The sequence below is a fragment of the Amycolatopsis sp. NBC_00438 genome (assembly GCF_036026695.1).
Classification (GTDB): domain Bacteria; phylum Actinomycetota; class Actinomycetes; order Mycobacteriales; family Pseudonocardiaceae; genus Amycolatopsis.
In genome coordinates this window covers 1,991,927-2,010,086 of the sequence record NZ_CP107923.1, presented here as the reverse complement: position 1 = coordinate 2,010,086, position 18,160 = coordinate 1,991,927, and the positions used below count along the sequence as shown (strand labels likewise).

Genomic DNA, 18,160 nt, shown 5'->3' with positions numbered 1-18,160 from the left:
TCAACTCGGCTATCGGTGAGCACCCCCGCGGCCACCAGCTTGACGACCTCGGGGTGGATCCCGAGATCCCGCCCCGCACCGGCCACTGTGGACAGTCTGCGGACGAATCGGCTGCGGACGTGGTCCCCACCCGGACCGTCACCATCCCGATGGCCCGCAAGGGGACTCGCCAGCACCTACGGGGATGATCGAAAATTTGACGGGAAAAGCAAAGTTTGCAATTCGGACACGAAACCGGCAGGCCGGCTCGCCGGGAGCGATCCGGCCGCACCCCAACCGCGGCGGCGTGATTTCCACCGGTCTTCCGGGTTGCGGTTGCCACGGCGGCGTGAAGCTCGTTCACACCGTAGCGTTGTCCCCTCGGTGATCACGGTCGCCGTGCGGTAGTCCTGGAACCGTGCCCCGGCACCAGGTCCGAGGCGAGAACGGAAGGTTCCCGCATGAGGTTGCCCCGCGTTGCCGTCCTGCTGGCGCTGGTCGTGCCGGCCACGATCGTGGCGGCTCCCGGCGCGTCCGCGGTGATCGGGGGCTCCGTCAGCACCCACGCCCCGTGGGCGGTGCGGATGCTCGTCGACGGCCGGGGTGAGTGCACCGGGACCGCGATCAGCCGCGATTGGGTCATCAGCGCGTCGCACTGCTTCTTCGAACAGGCCGAGGCGATCGCCGACGCGCGGATCGAGTTCCGGGTGGGCCGCCTGGACCAGCGGCGCGGCACCCCGGTCCACCCGGTGCCCGGCAGCAGGCAGGGCAGCGCGGACGCCGACATGATGCTGATCAAGGTGCCGCCGATGGACGTCACGCCGGCGAAGCTGCCCGGCTCGGGCCCGGTGCGCCCCGGCCGGATCGTGCGGCAGTACGGCTGGGGCGCCACCTGCCAGGGCGACGAGAACGCCTGCCAGTCGGACGTGCTGAAGCAGTCGGACCTGCGGGTCCTGCCCACCCGGGACCGGCGTTGCGCGGGTTTCGCCGTCCCGGGCGGGAGCGACTTCTGCACCACCGGCGTCACCGGCATCCCCGCGGGTGGCGACTCCGGCGGCCCCGTCATGGGCACCGGGTCCACGGCCGACACCCTCGTCGGCGTCTTCGACACCTCCGACCGCGCCACCATCGCGGGCGCGGGCGACGTTTTCGGGCAGGCGGCCTGGATCCGGCGGATCGTCGGCGGCTGAGGCGCCCGGCGGGTCAGGCGTGGACGGTCAAGCCGTGCACCGAGGAACCCGGGTGGGTGGCGCTGTCCTGCCGGAGGACCGAAACCCCCGCGGGCCAGGTCAGGGTCAGCGGGATCGTCTGCCCCGGCGGCGTCGTGACCAGCTGCGTGGGCACCCACTCGCCGGAGCCGTTGCTGCCCACCGAACCATCGGTGTGGGTCAGGACGATCAGGTGCGCGTTCGCGGACTCGCCCGGCGCCGCCGTGACGTCCTTGTCGCCGTCGTCGACGCGGGGCAGGGAGTACACCGGGCCGTTCGGGTCTGCCGGGCCGCGCAGGTCGACGCCCGGGACGCCGTAGAGCTTGCACGGCCGGGTGCCGGTGTTGGTGAACACCAGCGGCACGTCGAGCTGGCCCTGCTCGACCTGCGCCGGCGTGCCCAGCTTGACGGCGAGCTCACCCGCCGTGCACCGCAACAGCTGACCGGGGTTCGAGGTGGTGCTCCCCGGCGCCGCGGTGGGCTTGGGCACCGGCGCCGACGTCAGCGGCGGCGGCGCACTCGTCGCGGTCGACGCCACCCCGGTCACCACGGCGTTGGTCGACGGCGCCGCGTTCGCCGCCTTCGTGTCTTCACGGTTGCACGCGGTGACCGTCACCAGGACCGCGCCCACGAGCACGGCCACCCGCGCGACGCGGGCGTTCGCTGCGTTCCCCACTGCTGTTCCCTTCCCCGTGCTGCCGGGCCTCCCTCGGCAACAACCGGTGGATGCGTGGGTCACACCCGTCGTTCTGCCGCTGTGAAGCTTGTCATAACGCATGAACCTTCCCGAATGCCATTTGCCGAATGCAACTTGCAGTCCAGCGTCACCGCGGACGTTCGTTATCCCGGGCCGGAAAATGCCTGCCGGTCCGGGCGGCCGGGCACGCGGACGAGTCGCGAAAACCGTGGCGTACTCGGCACTACCAGGGACTATGGACGGTTCCAGCGGCCGGAGTGACCACGCCTTCACAGCCCGCTACGCGCCGCGAGTTCGCCGGAAATAATCGAAACGATGCCGGCAAATTGCTCCGAACGGTCGTACTCAGAACTTCCGCGGACACATAACGTCACGTGCCTACGCAACCAACTGCCGATACGCGACCCCTGAACTCTCGCGCCCAGGCTCGTCGATTGCCGAACTCGACCGGAACGTCCGACAGGAGAACCCCTTTTCATGACGATCGACCTGGCGTTGAAAGAAGCGATGAGCATTCCCGGCGCCGTCGGCGCGACCCTCGTCGACTACGACAGCGGGATGTCGCTCGGGTCGGCGGGCGGTGGCGACTGGCTCGACCTGGACGTCGCGGCGGCCGGCAACACCGAAGTCGTCCGGGCGAAGCTGCGCGTGATGTCGTCCCTCGGGCTCGACGACGCCATCGAGGACATCCTCATCACCCTGCACCGCCAGTACCACGTGATCCGGCCGCTGTCGGCCCGCGGCAACTCCACCCTGTTCCTCTACCTCGTGCTGGATCGCGAACGCGCGAACCTCGCGCTCGCCCGGCACAGCCTCAAGCGCATCGAGACCAGCCTGTCCGTATGAGAGGTACCGACACGCACAGCCAGCACTTCAGTGCACCGCTGCCGATCCGCAAACCGTCCGCGAACACCAGCTCACCGCCGGAGCCTGCGGTGACGAGCCCGCCCCCCGACTCGGCCCAGACGCTCGAGGTCCTCCGCGCGATCCGGAACCAGGTCGACCAGGTCGTGGGGCTGCTCGTGGCCACCCACGACGGCCTGGTCCTGGCCAACGACACCGACGCCATCGAAGCCGACAGCGTCGCCGCCATGTCGGCGGCGGCCATCGGGCTCGCCGCGCAGTTCACCGCGCAGGCCAGGATCGGCGAATCCCGCTCCGCGATGTTCGAGGGCAGCTCCGGCTACGTCTGCGTCTTCCCCGTCGAATCGTCGCTCCTGCTCGTCGTGTTCGGCCAGCCGGACATCACCATGGGGCTGTTCACCCTGGCCGCCAAGCAGGCGCTGACGCTGCTGCGGCACACCCCCCTGGCACCAGGGGGTTCACGGCCCACCCGGCCCGCGCCGGAGTAGGTCCCGGCTTCGCTCGTGCGGGGGGCACGATCGGCTGGTCGAAGAGGCATTCCCCGGGGTTCACGTAGTTCCCGCCGGTCCTTCTTGTTAACTTCACTTGTCGTAGGTCGACTGGTGGAGAGAAGGGCCGTACGTGAGCAACCCGCTGGTCGCGGAGACCAAAGACTCGACGAAGGCGTACTCGGGGGTGTCGCTGCTGGAGTCGGCGGCCGATCTGAAGTCCGCGATCGAGTCGGGTGACTGGGCTTCGGTCGCGATGGGCGCGGTGGGCACCGCGCTGGACGCGTTGTCGATGGCGATGGACCCGTTCGGCGCGGTCCTCGCGGCCGGGGTCGGCTGGTTGATGGAGCACGTCGGTCCGCTCAAGGAAGCCCTCAACGGGCTCACGGGCAACGCCGACGAAATCGCCGCGCAGTCGGAGACCTGGAAGAACATCGCGACCGAGCTGGGCAGCATCGGCGAGGACCTGACCGGGATGGTCAAGGCCGACACCGTGTCCTGGACCGGCCCGGCCGGGGACAGCTACCGCCAGCGCGCCGACGACACCGTCACGTTGCTGAACACCGCGCAGAAGGGCTGTGAAGGCGCTTCCAGCGGTGTGAAGACCGCCGGTGAAGTCGTCGCCGCGGTGCGCGCGTTGGTGCGGGACATCATCGCGGAGCTGATCGGGCACCTGATCAGCTGGGCGTTGCAGGTCGTGTTCACCCTCGGCATCGGCCTGACGTGGGTGGTGCCGCAGGTGATCGGCGCCGTGGCGAAAACGGCGTCGAAGATCGCCGACCTGGTCAAGCGGCTGGTCACGGCGTTGAAGGCGCTGGTTCCGTTGCTCAAGCGCGCGGGTGACCTGTTCTCGGATGCGGCGAAGGCGTTGCGGAACATCAAGCCGGGTAAGGCCGCTCCGCCGCCGAAGAGCATCGACATCAAGGGCAACCCGAAGGGTCTGGACGGCCCGAAGGGCAAAGGCGGGCCGGACGCGCTGCCGCCCAAGACCGACCCGCCGCCGACGCCGAAGGGCGGGGACTCCACCACACCGTCCGGCGCCAAGGGTGACGGCGACGGCACCCACTCCTCGGGTGCGGACGCGCCGCCGCCCAAGACCGACCCGCCGCCCGCGTCGAAGGGCCCCGACGACACCCCGAAGAGCCCGGACCCGACGCCGCCGCCGGCGTCGAAGGGCCCGGACGCGGACACCACACCGTCGAGCACGCCGAAGGGCGACCCCAAGGGCGACGGGTCGCGGATCACGGACAACAACCCCAAGCCGGACGAACACACCACGCAGACGAAGGACAAAACCGACTGCGGTGACCCGATCGACGTCGCGACCGGCGCGGTGATGGTGGTCCAGGAGGACATCTCGCTGCCCGGCGCGCTGCCGCTCGTGGTCGAGCGCACGCACCTGTCGACCTACCGGGCGGGCCGGCTGTTCGGCCCGACGTGGGCCTCGACACTGGACGAGCGGCTCGAAGTGGAGGCCGACGGGCTGCACCTGGCCCTGTCCGACGGCACGCTGCTGCGCTACCCGGTCCCGCGCGGGGTCGAGGCCGTGGTCCCCGAGAGCGGCCCGTACCTGGCGCTGCGCCGGGTCCGGCACGGCTACATCGTCGGCGACCCGCAGTCCGACCGGATGCGCTACTTCGCGGCCCGTCGCGGCGACACCACGCTGCCGCTGCGCGCGGTCGTGGACGGCGCGGGCAACCGGATCGTGCTGCGTTACCGCGACGGTGTGCCGGTGGCGATCGAGCACTCCGGCGGCTACCGCGTCGAGATCGACAGCGCCGACGGTCTCGTCACGGCGTTGCGCACCGCGGGCTCCCCCGTCCCGGTGGCGGAGTACCGCTACGACGCCGCGCGCCGGCTGGTCGAGGTCGCCGACGCGGTCGGCACGCCGCAGAAGTTCACCTACGACGCCGACGGCCGGCTGGTGCGCTGGGACGACGTCAACGGCCGCTGGTACGGCTACGGCTACGACGGCCAGGGCCGCTGCGTGCGCGCCCAGGGCGCCGGCGGCTACCTGGACACGACGCTGGCCTACGAGCCCGGCGTCACGACCGTCACCGACTCGCTCGGCGCCGTCACCCGCTACCGGCTCGACGAGCGGCTGCGGGTGATCGGGCAGACCGGCCCGCTGGGCCACAGCACCAGCGCCGAGCGGGACCGGTTCGGGCGGGTGCTCGCCGAGACCGACGAGCTCGGCAACGTCACGCGCTGGGACTACGACGAGATCGGCAACCTCGCCGCGGTCACGCGTCCCGACGGCAGCCGCATGGTCGTCGAGTACGACGAGCGGCACCGGCCCGCCGCGGTGACCGGCCCGGACGGCGCCGTGTGGCGCTACGAATACGACCGGCGCGGCAGTCTCGCCCGCACGGTCGACCCGGGCGGCGCCGCGACCTCCTACACCTACGACCCCTTCACCGGCACCGTGGACTCGGTGACCGACGCCCTCGGCGGGGTCACCCGGATCCAGGCCAACGCCGCCGGGCTCCCCGTGCTCGTCACCGAACCGGACGGCGCCGTGTGGCGCTACGGCTACGACGCGCTCGGCAACACCACGAGCCGGACCGACCCGCTGGGCAACACCACCACCATGGTCAGCGACGCCGCCGGCCACCTCGTGCAGACGCGCGACGCCGACGGCGCGATCGAGCAGCTGGCTTCGACGGCGCGCGGCAGCTTCGAGGAGCGGACGGATCCGCGCGGTGGCGTCACCCGCATCGAGTACGCCCACTTCGACCTGCCGGTCAGCGAGCGGGGCCCCGACGGCGGCCTGCTGAAGTACGGCTACGACACCGAGCTGCGGCTCACCTCGGTCACCAACGAACGCGGCCTGGTGTGGCGCTACGAGTACGACGCCGCGGGCCGCAAGGTGGGCGAGACCGACTACAACGGGCGTGTCCTGCGCTACGGCTACGACGCCGCGGGCCGGCTCGCGCACCGCACCAACGGCGCCGGGCAGACCATCACCCTCGAGCGCGACAGCCTCGGCCGGGTCGTGCGGCGCAGCAGCGCCGACGAGGTCGCCGTGTTCACCTACGACGGAGCCGACCGGATGCTGTCGGCGGCCAACGGGCACAGCGAGGTCCGGTTCACCTACGACGCGCTCGGCCGTGTGCTGTCCGAGTCGATCAACGGCCGGGTCGTGTACTCCCGCTACGACCCGCTCGGGCGCCGGGTGAGCCGCCGGACGCCCTCGGGTGCGGAGTCGGTGGTCGGCTACGACCCCGCCGACCGCCCGAGGACGCTGGTCACCGCCGGGCGCACCCTGCGCTTCGGCTACGACGCCGCGGGCCGCGAGACGGTGCGCAGCCTGCAGAACGGCGCCGGACCGGTGGCGGAGCTGCGCCAGGACTGGACGCCCACCGGGCAGCTGTCGGCGCAGACGGTGCTCCGCGGGGCGGACACCCTGCAGCGGCGCGAATACGGCTACCTGCCCGACGGTTACCTCGCCGGCGTCACCGACCTGCTCTCCGGGCCGCGCACCCTCGACGTCGACGCCACCGGCCGGGTCCGCGCGGTGCGCGGCCCGCGCTGGCAGGAGAACTACGACTACGACGCGACCGGGGCCCTCACCGGGGCCGCCTGGTCCGGCGCGCCGGAAGCCGCCGGTCCCCGCGCCTACGCCGGCACCCTGCTCACCTCCGCCGGCGCCACCCGCTACCGCCACGACGGGGAAGGGCGCGTCGTCGCCCGCGAACGCGGCGGGCAGCGCTGGACCTACGAGTGGAGCGCGGAGAACCGGCTGCTCGGCGTGCGCACGCCGGACGGCACGGTGTGGCGCTACCGCTACGACCCGTTCGGCCGCCGGATCGCCAAGCAGCGTCTCGACGCCACCGGCGGTGTCGCCGAACAGGTCGAATTCGCCTGGGACGGGCAGCTTCCCGCCGAACAGGTCCACAGTGGACCGGGCCAGCCGCCGGTCGCCACGGTGTGGGAGTACGCGCCCGGCGTGCGGGTCCCGCTCACCCAGACCGAACGCGTGCTCGGCCCGGGCACCGCGGACCGGTTCCACGCGATCGTCTCCGACCTGGTCGGCGCGCCCGCGGAACTGGTCGACGACACCGGCGCGCTGGCCGGGCACCTGCACACCGCGTTGTGGGGCCCGGCCGTCTCGGCCGGCGGAACGGCGAGCACGCCGCTGCGGTTCCCGGGCCAGTACCACGACCCGGAGACGGGGCTGCACTACAACCGTTACCGCTACTACGATCCCGAGACCGGCCGCTACCTGTCCCACGACCCGCTGGGCCTGACCCCGGCACCGGACTCCCTGGCCTACGTCGGCAACCCGACCGCGATGATCGACCCGCTCGGCCTGGCCCCGACCCGGACCACGCCCTGCGCGGCCGCGGCCGCCAAGGCCCAGGCCCACCCCTACGCCCGGGGGAACTCCGGGCCGTCGACGAGCAAGCGCAAGTACCCGGAAAGCACCTACGGCGACCGGGGCGCCGAGCGCAAGCGCCTCGACGACAAGTACGACTTCAAGATCGACGGGGACAAGACGCACCAGTCCGAGCACGCCGCCGGTTACGACATCCTGACCGACAACGGCGCGGCGAAGGGCTCGCGGGCGGACAAGGGCAGCAAACCGTTGGAGAACAACGCCAACGCTTACTACGAGGACTACGCCAACCACCGGTACCACCCGGGCACGGGCAAGGGTGGCGACAACCACGAGTCCGGGTTCACCAAGGGCGACGTCCGGGACTCGCCCAACACGACGAAGGACGACAAGCTCGGTTACGACGACCGCCTCGGTTCGTACCGGAACGCGCAGCGCAACGCCCTCGAGGCCAACGACCCGAGCAGCGCGGTCCAGCTCAACCAGCTCGGTTACGGGCACCAGCAGGGGTTCCAGAACTCCCAGACCGTCAAGGCGGGTTACGACAACCCGCACAGCTTCTCCGATCAGGTCTACCACGGGAACGACAAGAACCACGTCCACAACGAAGACCACCCGTTGTACGACAAGGACACCGCGGACGCGGCGAAGGCCGAGCAGGACCGCCGGGACGCCGTCAAGGCCGACCCGAACCACCCGGACCGGGCGGCCTACGACGCCGAGCAGAAGCGGATGGCCATCGCCGACGACTCGTACCACAAGATGATCGACGACATGCACTCCAGCGGCGAAGGCATGCGGTACAACCCGCAGGCCGGCCAGGCCGTGCCCGCCGGCGGCCACTCGGTGCCCGGCACCGACCACGTGACCACCAAGCCGATCGACAAGTGGGACGCGGCCGAGATGCACGGCGCCCGCGACGCGGCGCGGACGGGCGAGTGGCCGGGCTACGGCGGCTTCTACAAGAACCCGACGGCCGACGACTGGGCGGCCCTCGACCGCGGCGACCTCGACCCGCCGCAGCTCAAGAACATCACCGACCAGGACATCGCCGACTACTGGACGAGGAAGAACGACCCCGACGCGATGGACGTCGGCCCCTGATCTCCGACGGTCCGGTCCGGGCCGCGGTGGCCCGGACCGGACCGCCGGCGGGCGATTCCTTTCCACGGTGAGCACGGTCTACCTCTTCGCCGACGCGGCCCGCCGGACGGGCCGGGCGAGCCGGAGGAGACCCGATGACCGTGAGCGTTCCCGCCACCATGCGTGCCCTGCAGCAGACCTCGCCGGCCGGGCCGCGGGACATGCGCCTGATCACCGGCGCGCCGGTACCGCGTCCCGGCCCGGGTGAAGTCCTGATCCGGGTCGCCGCCGCCGGCGTCAACTTCGCCGACATCTCGAAGGCGTACGGCACGTTCCCGGGCGGCCCGACACCGCCGTACCTGGCGGGCTTCGAAGCCGCCGGTGACGTCGTGGCGGCGGGCGAGCCGGTGACCGGCCCGCCGCTCGGCAGCCGGGTCGTCGGCGTCGGCGACGGGGCTTTCGCCGAGTACCTGGTGCTGCCCGCGGCCGCGGCGACGCCGGTGCCGGCCTGCTGGAGCGCCGAGCAGGCGCTCGGCCTGGTCGTCAACTGGCCCACCGCGCTCGCCACGCTCCGGCCCCTGGGCCGGCTGGCCGCCGGGGAGACCGTGCTCGTCCAGGCGGCCGCGGGCGCGACCGGCCAGGCCGCGGTGACCCTGGCCAAGCACTACGGCGCGACGGTCATCGCCACCGCGTCGCCGGGCAAGCACGAGACGGTGCTGGCCCTGGGCGCCGACCACGTGCTGGACTCCGTCGACGGCGACCTCACCACCGAGGTGCTGCGGCTGACCGGCGGCGCGGGGGCCGATCTGGTGCTGCAGCCGGCGGGTGGTGCCGCCTTCACCCCCGGGTTGGCCGCGGCCAAGCCGGTCACCGGCCGGGTCGTCGTCTACGGGGTGGCCGGCGGAGAAGCCGCGATCACCAACCAGGACCTGGTGTACCGGCACCGGATCCACCTCATCGGGTTCAACCTCGGCGCGCTGATCCAGGCCGCGCCGCGGCTCTTCGGCGAGGTCATGGGCGAGCTGTCCGCCCTCGTCGGCGCCGGCGTCCTCGCCCCCGCGAACCCCACCTGCTACGACTTGGCGGACGGCCCGAAGGCCCTCGCGGAACTGGAAGCCCGGGCGACCGTGGGCAAACTGGCCCTACGGCCCTGACCTGGGCTTCGATTCCTTTGCCCCGGCGTCCCGGTCGTACAGGGTGCAGGTCCCGGCCGGCGGGACCACCCCGCAGGAGGAGACGCACATGGCAGGCAGGGAACCCGCGGCGGCGGACCAGGACCGGTTCGCCGCCGAGACCGCGCGGTTCCGCCCGGAACTGCTGGCGCACTGCTACCGCATGGCCGGCTCCGCGCAGGACGCCGAAGACCTGGTGCAGGAAACGTACCTCCGGGCGTGGCGGTCCTACGCCGGCTTCGAGGGCCGTGCGTCGATCCGGTCCTGGCTCTACAAGATCGCCACCAACGTCTGCCTGAGCGCGGTGGCGCCCCGCCGGATCCGGGTCCTCCCCTCGGGCCTGACCGGTGCCTACGACGGACCCGACCGTCCGCCGGGTCCCGTCGCGCCGGGTGAGGTCGCGTGGCTGGAACCGGTGCCGGACCGGTGGATCGCCGCGGCCGCCGACGATCCGGCCGCGACGGCGGTCGCGCGCGAGTCGCTGCGGCTGGCGCTCGTCGCGAGCCTCCAGCACCTCCCCGCCCGCCAGCGCGCGATCATCATCCTGCGGGAGGTGCTGGCGTTCTCCGCGGCCGAAACCGCGCAGATCCTCGGCACCACCGCGGCCGCGGTGAAGAGCGGCCTGCAACGCGCCCGGGCCCGGCTGGACGAACGGGAACCCGAGCGCGAGAAGCTGCTCGAACCGGCCGACCGGCGAGCGCGGGCGCTGCTCGACGGTTACATCACGGCGTTCGAGCGCGCCGACCCCGCGCTGCTGGAGCAGGTGCTGCGCACGGACGCCACGCTGGAGGCGACGCCGTTCCGCGAGTGGTACGCGGGCCGGGTGAAGTGCCTTCACCTGCTCGGGACCCACGTGCTGGGGGCGCCGGGCGACTGGCGGCTGCTCCCCACCGCGGCCAACGGCCAGCCCGCGGCCGCCGTGTACCACCGCGACGAGGGCGGCTCGCTCCACGCACACGGCGTCGTGGTGCTGACCCCGACGTCCACCGGGATCGTCCGGGTGGTCGAGTTCCACGATCCGGCCTTGCCCGCCCTGTTCGGCTTTCCGGACGTGCTCGACGACTGATCGGGGACGGCGTCAGGGCCAGGCCGGCCGCCGCGGCTTCGGCCCGGCCAGCTGGACCAGTATCGCGCCGGCGAGCAGGAGGACCGCCCCGGCCAGCTGGGCCGGGCCGAGGGCCTCGCCCAGCAGCAGCCACGCCAGCGCCGCGGCGACCAGGGGTTCCACCAGGGCCAGCACACTGGCCGCGGCCGGGGGCAGCACGCGCAGGGACTCCAGCCCGGCCAGGTAGGGCAGCACGGTGCCGGCCACGGCCAGCGCCACCAGCGCGACCCACACCGGGACCCGGAGATCGCCCAGGACCACCGGGGTGGAGAACGACCCCGGCGGCTGCGCCCACGGCGGGCTGACCGCGAGCACCACGACCGCGCCGATCGCCAGCCCGGCCGCCGTCAGGCCGAACGGGTCGTGCCTGCTCGCGCCGTGCTCGCCCAGCAGGAAGTAGCCGGCCGAGCAGATCGCCGCGCCCAGCCCGGCCGCGACGCCAAGCAGGTCGAGCCGGGCGCCCTGCCAGATCTGCGCGACCAGCGCCAGCCCGGCCACGGCCAGCGCGATGCCCAGCCACACCGGCCCGGGCAGCCGGGTGCGCCGCACCACCCGCACCCACAGCGCGACCAGCGCCGGCGCCAGGTTCACCAGCACCATCGCCACCCCGACCGGAACCCGCGCCACGGCCACGAAGAAGAACAGCTGCACCCCGGCGACGCCGAGCAGGCCGTACCCGAGCAGCAGCCCGAGGTCGCCGCGGCGGAACCGCAGCGCCCGCGGCCGCAGCACCCCGACCGCGGGCAGGAGCAGGACGGCGGCCAGCCCGATCCGCACCGCCGTCACCGCGCCCGGCGACCACCCGGTGGCCAGCACGGCCTTGGCCACCGGGCCGGAACTCGCGAACAGCACCCACGAGGTCAGGCTCAGCCCGGTCGCCCGCGCCCGGCTCGGCGCGCTCTTGTCCACTGTGGCCACCTTCGCAGTGTGCCTCCGACTCCCCGGACCGGAACAGCGGTTTTCCGGGACGGCGGTGTCCGGCGCACGGCCGCTTTGCGAAGTACTGCCACGCAACAGGTTCCGCGACCGCGCCGAGACGAGCGGGACGTCGAACGCCGCGTTTGCCTTGAACCGCCCGGAACGGCGACGCGGCCGAGAGTGCCGGGGTCGGTCGCGTAGATCAGATTGCGGCGGAACATCGCCGGGGCGGCCGGCGCGAAGTCGACGTAGCTGTGGCAGCCGGCGGTGAGCCACTCGCGCACTGACGTCTCCGGCAGCGTCTCGCGGCGGGCGAGCGGAGCGGCGTACCCGCTCGCCCGGGCGAGGGTGTCCGGCACGGCATCGTCGTCGAGCCACCGGGCCTACGTCGGTCAACGTACGGCACGGTTACGCGCCGGTGCGGATGGCAGGACCGCCGCCCGCCGACACAGTTGTCCCCATGACTGGACTCGACGTACTCGGCCGCACCACCGCCGCCCGGATCGCCTTGGCGGGACTCGGGGCCGGCGTCGCCGGCCTGGTGATCCAGTGGATCGCCGATCCGGGGAAGTTCCCGGCGTTCCCGCCCGGGATCGTCATCATCGCGGCCTTCGGCGCCCTGGTCGTGCTGACCGCGAAGTGGTGGTGGAGCCCGTTGCTGGCCACGCTCATCTCGCTGTGGATCGGCGGGGTGGGATTCGCCCTGGTGCTACGCAACTTCGGCGAGGGCAATCCCGGCCTCGCGGCCGGCACCGCGGTCATGGCCGTGGGCCTGTGGGGCGCCGCGATCGCCGGGATCATCGCCGCCGTACAGGGGTTCCGGCGCCGGGAGCCCGGTTCCGTCCCGCCGGTCGTGTCGTGACCGTCCGGCCCGCGACCCACCGCACCGCGAACGTGGCCCGGTGGGCGTGCCGGATCCTCGGTGTCCTTTTTGTCGCGACCAGCCCGATCGCGGTCTTTTCGGGGGATACGGCGAGCCGCTGGCACACGCTCCTGCACTTCGTCACCGGACTGGTCGCGCTCTACGCCGGATTCCGCGGCGGGGCCAAGCTGTTCTGCCTCGTCTTCGGGGCCGGCTACCTGACGTTCGGCGCGCTCGGTCTCGCGCTCGGCGACCCCGCGGCCGACCGCGGGTGGCACGTCGGGCCGCTGCACCTGATGACGGGCGACCACCTGTTCCACGTCGTCCTCGGCACGGTCGTCCTCGCCGCGGGGATCGTCACGCGCAGCCGCAGGACCGCGTAGCCCCGATCACGATCCGGGCCGATTCCCCGAAGTCGCCTCCGCGCCCGCGCGTAGGTGCTTACGATCGCCGCGATCGATCAGGGAACGGAAGGTGCGGGACTCGTGCGGATCCTCTCGGCGGTGTTCGGGGCGCTGTTGTTCGTGGCCGGGATGGTGTTGCTGGTGGCCGGTGCGGTCACCGCGCTGACCCTGGCCGGCAACCCCACCTCGAGTTCGTCGGACTGGACCTGCTCGGCGCAGAACAGCGTGCAGCGGTGCGACTACACCGTCGGCTCACTGCCGGAGACGCAGGCCGAGATCACGGGCGACCTGACGCTGACCGTCGCCGGCGCCGGGATCGCGATCTGCGGGGCGATCTTCGTCCTGATCGGCAGCCAGCGCTCTTCCCGGCCCACCGCGCCGGTTCCGCCCTACCCGCCCTACCCGCCGGCCCCGCCGGCGCCGCCGTACCCGCCGCGCTGAGCTAACTGTGATGGCCAGGGACGTTGTCCCGGGCTGAGGTGAGGGGTGACGGCCTGTCGTGCAGACAGGTGAAGGCCACCGGATGTGAAGTGGAGCTGTCCGGACATCACAGCTAGCGGGCGGCGACCCACTCCGCCACGGTCGTGACCTCGGCCTGGTGCGGGAACACCTTTTCGGTCAGCACCCGGTGCACCTCGGGGTCGGCGTCGAGGCAGCCGTCGGCCAGGACGGTGAGGCCGAAGTCGAGGTCCGCGGCTTGGCGCAGGGTGGAGAGCACGACGCCGCTGGTGGCGATGCCGGTGAGCACCAGGTGGTCGACGCCGCCCGCCCGCAGCACGACGTCCAGGTCGCTGCCGGCGAACGCGCTGACGCGGCGCTTGGTGACGACGAGGTCGCCGGGTCCGGGGGCGACGTCCGGGTGGACCCGGGTGAGCTTTTCGTCCATCGGCGCCGCGGAGCCGGCGAGCGCGCCGAACATCTTGTTGCGGGAGCTGATTTCCGGAAAACCGGGGCGGAACCCGACGACGACGTAGATCACGGGCGTGCCGCTCGCCCGGGCGGCCTCGATCGCCTCGCGCAGGCGGGGCAGGTAGGCGGGATCGGGGTACCGGTCCACGACCACCGGCTGGACGTCCATGACGAGGAGAGCGTGTTTGGCCACCGTCGGCCCCTTCGCAGGTTAAGTCTTCAACTGATTACTTAGAACCTACTGCGGCCTCGGCAGCGGGGCGTCGCCGGGTGAGGTTGTCGACGATCGTGCCGAGGGTGAAGTCGAACCGCTCGTGCCCGGTGCCGGAGGTCAGCTCGGCGGCGTAGCGCCGGATCTGCGGGAACCGGTCGGCGGGCAGCGCGGCGAACCGGCTCACCAGCTCGTCGCGCCCGACCACCCATTCGTCGCCCTGATGACTCTGCCGCTGCGCGACCAGGGAACTCTCCAGGGCGTACGCGCTGACGTAGAGCGCGAGGGCGTCGATCGCCCAGGCCGCGGTCTGCGGCTCGATGCCGCCGGCGAGCAGGACGGCCAGCATTCCCTCGTTGACGCGCAGCACGTCGAGGTTGGTGGCGACCATGGCCAGCGCGGCGCGGGAGACGCCGGGGTAGCGCAGGTACTGGTCGCGGATCTGGGCGCAGACGTCGAGGATCTGCGCGCGCCAGGTCGCCGGGTCGGGTTCGGGCAGCACCAGCTGGCTGCAGAGCCGGCCGATGATCAGCTCGTCGATGTCGGCCTTGTTGACGACGTGCGCGTACAGGGAGGCGGGTCCCGTGTCGAGCACGGCGGCGACGCTGCGCATCGTCAAGGCGTCGTAGCCCTGGGTGGCGACGACCTCCAGCGCCGCGTCGGTGATCCGGGCGACCGTGATCGGCGGTTTCCGGCGCGGCTGCCGCTCCGGGGAGACGGCCGGCTGGGCGTGCCGGGCCGCGCGGCGTCGTTCGGGATCCACTGGCATGTGGCCGAGCCTACCTTGACACGAACTATGTTCCAGTCGTAGAACTTAGTTCGTGACAGTCGAACAAAGTTCGTTAAGAGCGTCGAGCACCGCTCCGCTCCCCCTCCGGAAGGCCTGGCTCGTCCTCGCGGTCGTCTTCATCGCCGACGTGATGGACGTGATCGACTCGACGATCGCCACCCTCGCCGGCCCGGCCATCCGCGCCGACCTCGGCGGCAGCGAGACGACCCTGCAGTGGGTGCTCACCGCCTACACGGCGGCCTTCGCCATCGGCCTGATCACCTCGGGCCGGCTGGGCGACCTGCTCGGCCGGCGCCGGCTGTTCCTGCTGGGCATGGCCGGGTTCACGCTCGCCTCGCTCGCCTGCGGGCTCGCCCCCGGCGTCGGTTTCCTGATCACCGCCCGCGTGCTGCAGGGCCTGTTCGGGTCGGTGATGATCCCGCAGGGGTTCGCGATGGTGAAGGTCGTCTTCCCGCCACACCTGCTGCGCAAGGCGCTCATCCCGTTCGGCCCGGTGATGGGCCTCGCGACCGTGGCCGGGCCGATCCTCGCCGGCTGGCTGCTGCACGTCGACCTCTTCGGCAGCCAGTGGCGCTCGATCTTCCTGATCAACGTGCCGGTCGGCGTCTTCGCCTGGGCACTGGGCCGGCGGTTCCTGCCGCACCGGACCGGCGAGGACACGAACGCCCGGCTCGACGTCGGCGGCGTCACCCTGCTCACCCTGGCTTCGGCGCTGTTGATCATCCCGCTGGTCCAGGGCCGCGAGCTCGGCTGGCCGTGGTGGACCTACCTGTCACTCGCCGCGGCGATCGTCACCCTGGGGCTGTTCGTCGTCTCGGAACGGCGCAGCGCGCACCCGGTGATCACGCCGTCGCTGTTCCGCAGCCGCAGTTTTGTCGCGGGCCTGGCCATCGTGGGCGCGTTCTTCGCGTCACTGACCGGTTTCCAGCTGGCGTTCAACCTGCTGCTGCAGCTCGGTCTGCACTGGACTCCCCTGCACACCAGCCTCACCCTGATCCCGTGGGCGCTCGGCAGCGCCGTCGCCGTCGGGCTCGCCGGCGCCGTGCTCACGCAGCGGCTCGGCCGCACCACCCTGCACCTGGGCCTGGGTATCGCCGTCGCCGGCCTGCTCGCCCTGTGGTGGACCATCGCGCACCGGGGCGGCGGCCTCACGTCCGTGACCCTGGCGCCGTCCCTGCTGCTGATCGGGTTCGGCTCCGGCCTCGTGTTCGTCCCGATCTTCGACTTCATCCTCGGCAACGCCACCACCGAAGAGGTCGGCACCGGCGCGGGCATGCTCAACGCCGTCCAGCAGTTCTCCGGCGCCATCGGCGTCGCCGCGCTCGGCACGGTGTTCTTCGCGCAGGCGGGCCGCACCACGTTCCTCGGCGCGGGCGAACTCGTGATCGGCCTGGCCGTCGTGCTGTACGTGGTCACCTTCGGGCTGGTCTGGCTCCTCCCGAAGCACGTCCGATGATTTCCCGATGACCGTCGTTTCCAAACCAGACCATTTCGACGGCTGCCGAAGAATGCTTACGAGCTAAGGTTTTCCGCGCCCGACGTTGACAGTCGCCCCCGACGGCTGCTTACTATGGTTTCTCGGGGGCAATCGTTTGGGGCTGGTACAGATGCGAGAAATCACGCGTTCCGAGGTGCGGCGACAGCTCGACGAGGGGTTTCCGCGGCTGCGGCCACCGCGGTCGGCGGTCGTCGTCGGAGCCGGGCTCGCCGGACTGGCGGCCGCGCACGAACTGCACCGCGCCGGGTGCGACGTCACGGTCCTGGAGGCGTCCGAACGCCCCGGCGGCCGCGCGTTCACGCTGCGGAGCCCGTTCGCCGACGGCCTGCGCGTCGAAGCGGGCGCGATGACCGTGACGCCGCACTGCGACTACGTGACGCACTACCGGAAACTCCTCGGCGTCGAACTGGACCGGTCCGACTTGCTGGACCAGGACTTCTCCTACTTCGTCAACGGCCGGTTCGTGCGCGCCGACCCGGCTTCGCTCGCCGCGGCCGGTCTGCCGCTCGCCGAGCACGAACGCGGGATGAGCGTCACGGACATGATCGAGCGGTACGTCACCGCGGCGGCCGAGGAGCTCGGCCCCGACCTGGCGGCGCCGGACTGGGCGCCGGCGGCGGAGATGGAGCACCTCGACCGCGCGTCGGTGCAGGAGGTGCTGCGCGGCCGGGGCGCGTCGCAGGCCGCGATCGACCTGATGGAACCGCTGTTCCTGGAGATGCGCGGCGGCGATCTCCGCTCGGCGTCGGCGTTGTCGTGGCTGCGGCACGAGAGCGGACATCGTTCGCTGCTGGGCGAAGTGGACGGCTGGGGCAAGATCGCCGGCGGCACCGACGTGCTGCCACAGTCCTTTGCGGACGGACTGCGCGAGCGGATCCGGTACCGCAGCCCGGTCGTCCGCCTCGCCCAGGACGACGACGCCGTCACGGTCACCTACCTCGACCACGGCCGGCTCGCCACGGTGACCGCCGACCGGGTCGTCGTCACGGTGCCGTTCAGCGCGATGCGCCACGTCGACGTCAGCCACGCCGGGCTGTCCGAAGCGAAGATCGACGTGATGCGCCGGCTGCGGTACGCGTCGATCGTGCGCGTCTACCTGCAGATGCGGTCGCAGTTCTGGGAAGGGCACAACGTGAGCGTGTCGACCGATCTCCCGGTGCGCTGGGTCCGCGACGCCTCGGCGAGCCAGCCCGGCCCGCGCCGCATCCTGGAGGTGCTGATGACCGGCTGGCGGTCGAAGGCGGTCGCGGCGATGACGGAAGAGGAGCGGCTGAACTTCGTGCTGGAGCACGTCGAGACGATGTTCCCCGGTGCCCGCGAGCACTACGAGCTGGGACTGTCGGTGGCGTGGGACCACCAGCCGTGGATCGAGGGTTCGTACGTGCTGCCCGAACGCGGCCACGGCAAGCTGATGCCCGCGATCCGCGCCCCCGAGGGCCGGATCCACTTCGCCGGCGAGCACACGAGTTACGAGCCCAACGGCGGTTCGATGAGCTACGCGCTGGAATCCGGCGTACGGGCCTTTGTGGAACTTGCGGCGGCCTGATTCGCCCTTCCCCGAACGGCCGACACGGCGACCGGAGTGGCCAACACGCCGAGCGGCGCCGACTGCGGAAACCCGTTGTCGGCGAGT

The 18,160-nt window shown here is 72.0% G+C and carries 15 protein-coding genes; 11 read left to right on the top strand and 4 right to left on the bottom strand.

Going from position 1 to position 18,160, the window contains the following annotated elements; translation table 11 throughout:
• The first annotated feature begins 440 nt into the window (after window positions 1–440).
• Window positions 441–1,169 carry a S1 family peptidase gene (locus tag OG494_RS09630; RefSeq protein WP_328454050.1) on the top strand — a complete coding sequence of 243 codons (729 nt, stop codon included), beginning with the start codon at window positions 441–443 and terminating at the stop codon, window positions 1,167–1,169.
• A gap of 13 nt (window positions 1,170–1,182) precedes the next feature.
• Here the strand turns inward: OG494_RS09630 and OG494_RS09625 are convergent, their stop codons facing one another.
• Window positions 1,183–1,863, bottom strand: coding sequence for a DUF4232 domain-containing protein (locus tag OG494_RS09625; RefSeq protein ID WP_328454048.1), 681 nt, complete (start codon window positions 1,861–1,863; stop codon window positions 1,183–1,185).
• Between the two features lie 498 nt (window positions 1,864–2,361).
• Between OG494_RS09625 and OG494_RS09620 the strand changes: the two genes are divergently transcribed.
• From OG494_RS09620 to OG494_RS09600, 5 genes are all read left to right on the top strand, one after another.
• On the top strand, window positions 2,362–2,730 hold the full coding sequence (locus OG494_RS09620) for a hypothetical protein (protein ID WP_328454046.1): 369 nt from the start codon (window positions 2,362–2,364) through the stop codon (window positions 2,728–2,730).
• Window positions 2,731–2,819: 89 nt separating this feature from the next.
• Entirely contained in the window at window positions 2,820–3,236 is a 417-nt protein-coding gene (locus tag OG494_RS09615; protein ID WP_328454044.1) for a roadblock/LC7 domain-containing protein, read from the top strand.
• A 133-nt stretch (window positions 3,237–3,369) separates the two neighbouring features.
• The gene (locus OG494_RS09610) at window positions 3,370–8,679 is read left to right on the top strand and encodes an RHS repeat-associated core domain-containing protein (RefSeq protein ID WP_328454042.1); all 5,310 of its coding nucleotides are present in this window, start codon (window positions 3,370–3,372) and stop codon (window positions 8,677–8,679) included.
• A 134-nt stretch (window positions 8,680–8,813) separates the two neighbouring features.
• On the top strand, window positions 8,814–9,812 hold the full coding sequence (locus tag OG494_RS09605; protein WP_328454040.1) for a zinc-binding dehydrogenase: 999 nt from the start codon (window positions 8,814–8,816) through the stop codon (window positions 9,810–9,812).
• Window positions 9,813–9,900: 88 nt separating this feature from the next.
• On the top strand, window positions 9,901–10,896 hold the full coding sequence (locus tag OG494_RS09600) for an RNA polymerase subunit sigma-70 (RefSeq protein WP_328454038.1): 996 nt from the start codon (window positions 9,901–9,903) through the stop codon (window positions 10,894–10,896).
• A gap of 12 nt (window positions 10,897–10,908) precedes the next feature.
• Here the strand turns inward: OG494_RS09600 and OG494_RS09595 are convergent, their stop codons facing one another.
• Entirely contained in the window at window positions 10,909–11,853 is a 945-nt protein-coding gene (locus OG494_RS09595) for an EamA family transporter (RefSeq protein WP_328454036.1), read from the bottom strand.
• Window positions 11,854–12,313: 460 nt separating this feature from the next.
• Here OG494_RS09595 and OG494_RS09590 point away from each other — a divergent pair, with 460 nt between their 5' ends.
• From OG494_RS09590 to OG494_RS09580, 3 genes are all read left to right on the top strand, one after another.
• Complete coding sequence (locus OG494_RS09590) at window positions 12,314–12,715, top strand: hypothetical protein (RefSeq protein ID WP_328454034.1); 402 nt, start codon at window positions 12,314–12,316, stop codon at window positions 12,713–12,715.
• A complete protein-coding gene (locus tag OG494_RS09585; protein ID WP_328454032.1) occupies window positions 12,712–13,098 on the top strand; it encodes a DUF4383 domain-containing protein in 387 nt (128 codons plus the stop codon). Before OG494_RS09590 ends, OG494_RS09585 begins: the two co-directional genes overlap by 4 nt.
• Window positions 13,099–13,200: 102 nt before the next feature.
• On the top strand, window positions 13,201–13,560 hold the full coding sequence (locus tag OG494_RS09580; protein WP_328454030.1) for a hypothetical protein: 360 nt from the start codon (window positions 13,201–13,203) through the stop codon (window positions 13,558–13,560).
• Between the two features lie 112 nt (window positions 13,561–13,672).
• Here the strand turns inward: OG494_RS09580 and OG494_RS09575 are convergent, their stop codons facing one another.
• Together OG494_RS09575 and OG494_RS09570 are read right to left on the bottom strand one after the other, a co-directional pair.
• Window positions 13,673–14,221 carry a cysteine hydrolase family protein gene (locus tag OG494_RS09575; RefSeq protein WP_328454028.1) on the bottom strand — a complete coding sequence of 183 codons (549 nt, stop codon included), beginning with the start codon at window positions 14,219–14,221 and terminating at the stop codon, window positions 13,673–13,675.
• 34 nt (window positions 14,222–14,255) lie between these two features.
• On the bottom strand, window positions 14,256–15,008 hold the full coding sequence (locus OG494_RS09570) for a TetR/AcrR family transcriptional regulator (RefSeq protein ID WP_328454026.1): 753 nt from the start codon (window positions 15,006–15,008) through the stop codon (window positions 14,256–14,258).
• A gap of 52 nt (window positions 15,009–15,060) precedes the next feature.
• Between OG494_RS09570 and OG494_RS09565 the strand changes: the two genes are divergently transcribed.
• Window positions 15,061–16,485, top strand: coding sequence for a DHA2 family efflux MFS transporter permease subunit (locus OG494_RS09565; protein WP_328454024.1), 1,425 nt, complete (start codon window positions 15,061–15,063; stop codon window positions 16,483–16,485).
• A gap of 151 nt (window positions 16,486–16,636) precedes the next feature.
• Window positions 16,637–18,073 (top strand): flavin monoamine oxidase family protein, encoded by a 1,437-nt coding sequence (locus OG494_RS09560; RefSeq protein WP_328454022.1) that lies wholly within the window; start codon window positions 16,637–16,639, stop codon window positions 18,071–18,073.
• The last annotated feature ends 87 nt before the right edge of the window (window positions 18,074–18,160 follow it).

What these genes read in the sequence shown, in the direction of transcription:
- OG494_RS09630 (WP_328454050.1), top strand. Translation starts at nt 441, where the DNA reads ATGAGGTTGCCCCGCGTTGCCGTCCTGCTGGCGCTGGTCGTGCCGGCC.
- OG494_RS09620 (WP_328454046.1), top strand. Translation starts at nt 2,362, where the DNA reads ATGACGATCGACCTGGCGTTGAAAGAAGCGATGAGCATTCCCGGCGCC.
- OG494_RS09605 (WP_328454040.1), top strand. Translation starts at nt 8,814, where the DNA reads ATGACCGTGAGCGTTCCCGCCACCATGCGTGCCCTGCAGCAGACCTCG.
- OG494_RS09600 (WP_328454038.1), top strand. Translation starts at nt 9,901, where the DNA reads ATGGCAGGCAGGGAACCCGCGGCGGCGGACCAGGACCGGTTCGCCGCC.
- OG494_RS09590 (WP_328454034.1), top strand. Translation starts at nt 12,314, where the DNA reads ATGACTGGACTCGACGTACTCGGCCGCACCACCGCCGCCCGGATCGCC.
- OG494_RS09570 (WP_328454026.1), bottom strand. Translation starts at nt 15,008, where the DNA reads ATGCCAGTGGATCCCGAACGACGCCGCGCGGCCCGGCACGCCCAGCCG.
- OG494_RS09560 (WP_328454022.1), top strand. Translation starts at nt 16,637, where the DNA reads ATGCGAGAAATCACGCGTTCCGAGGTGCGGCGACAGCTCGACGAGGGG.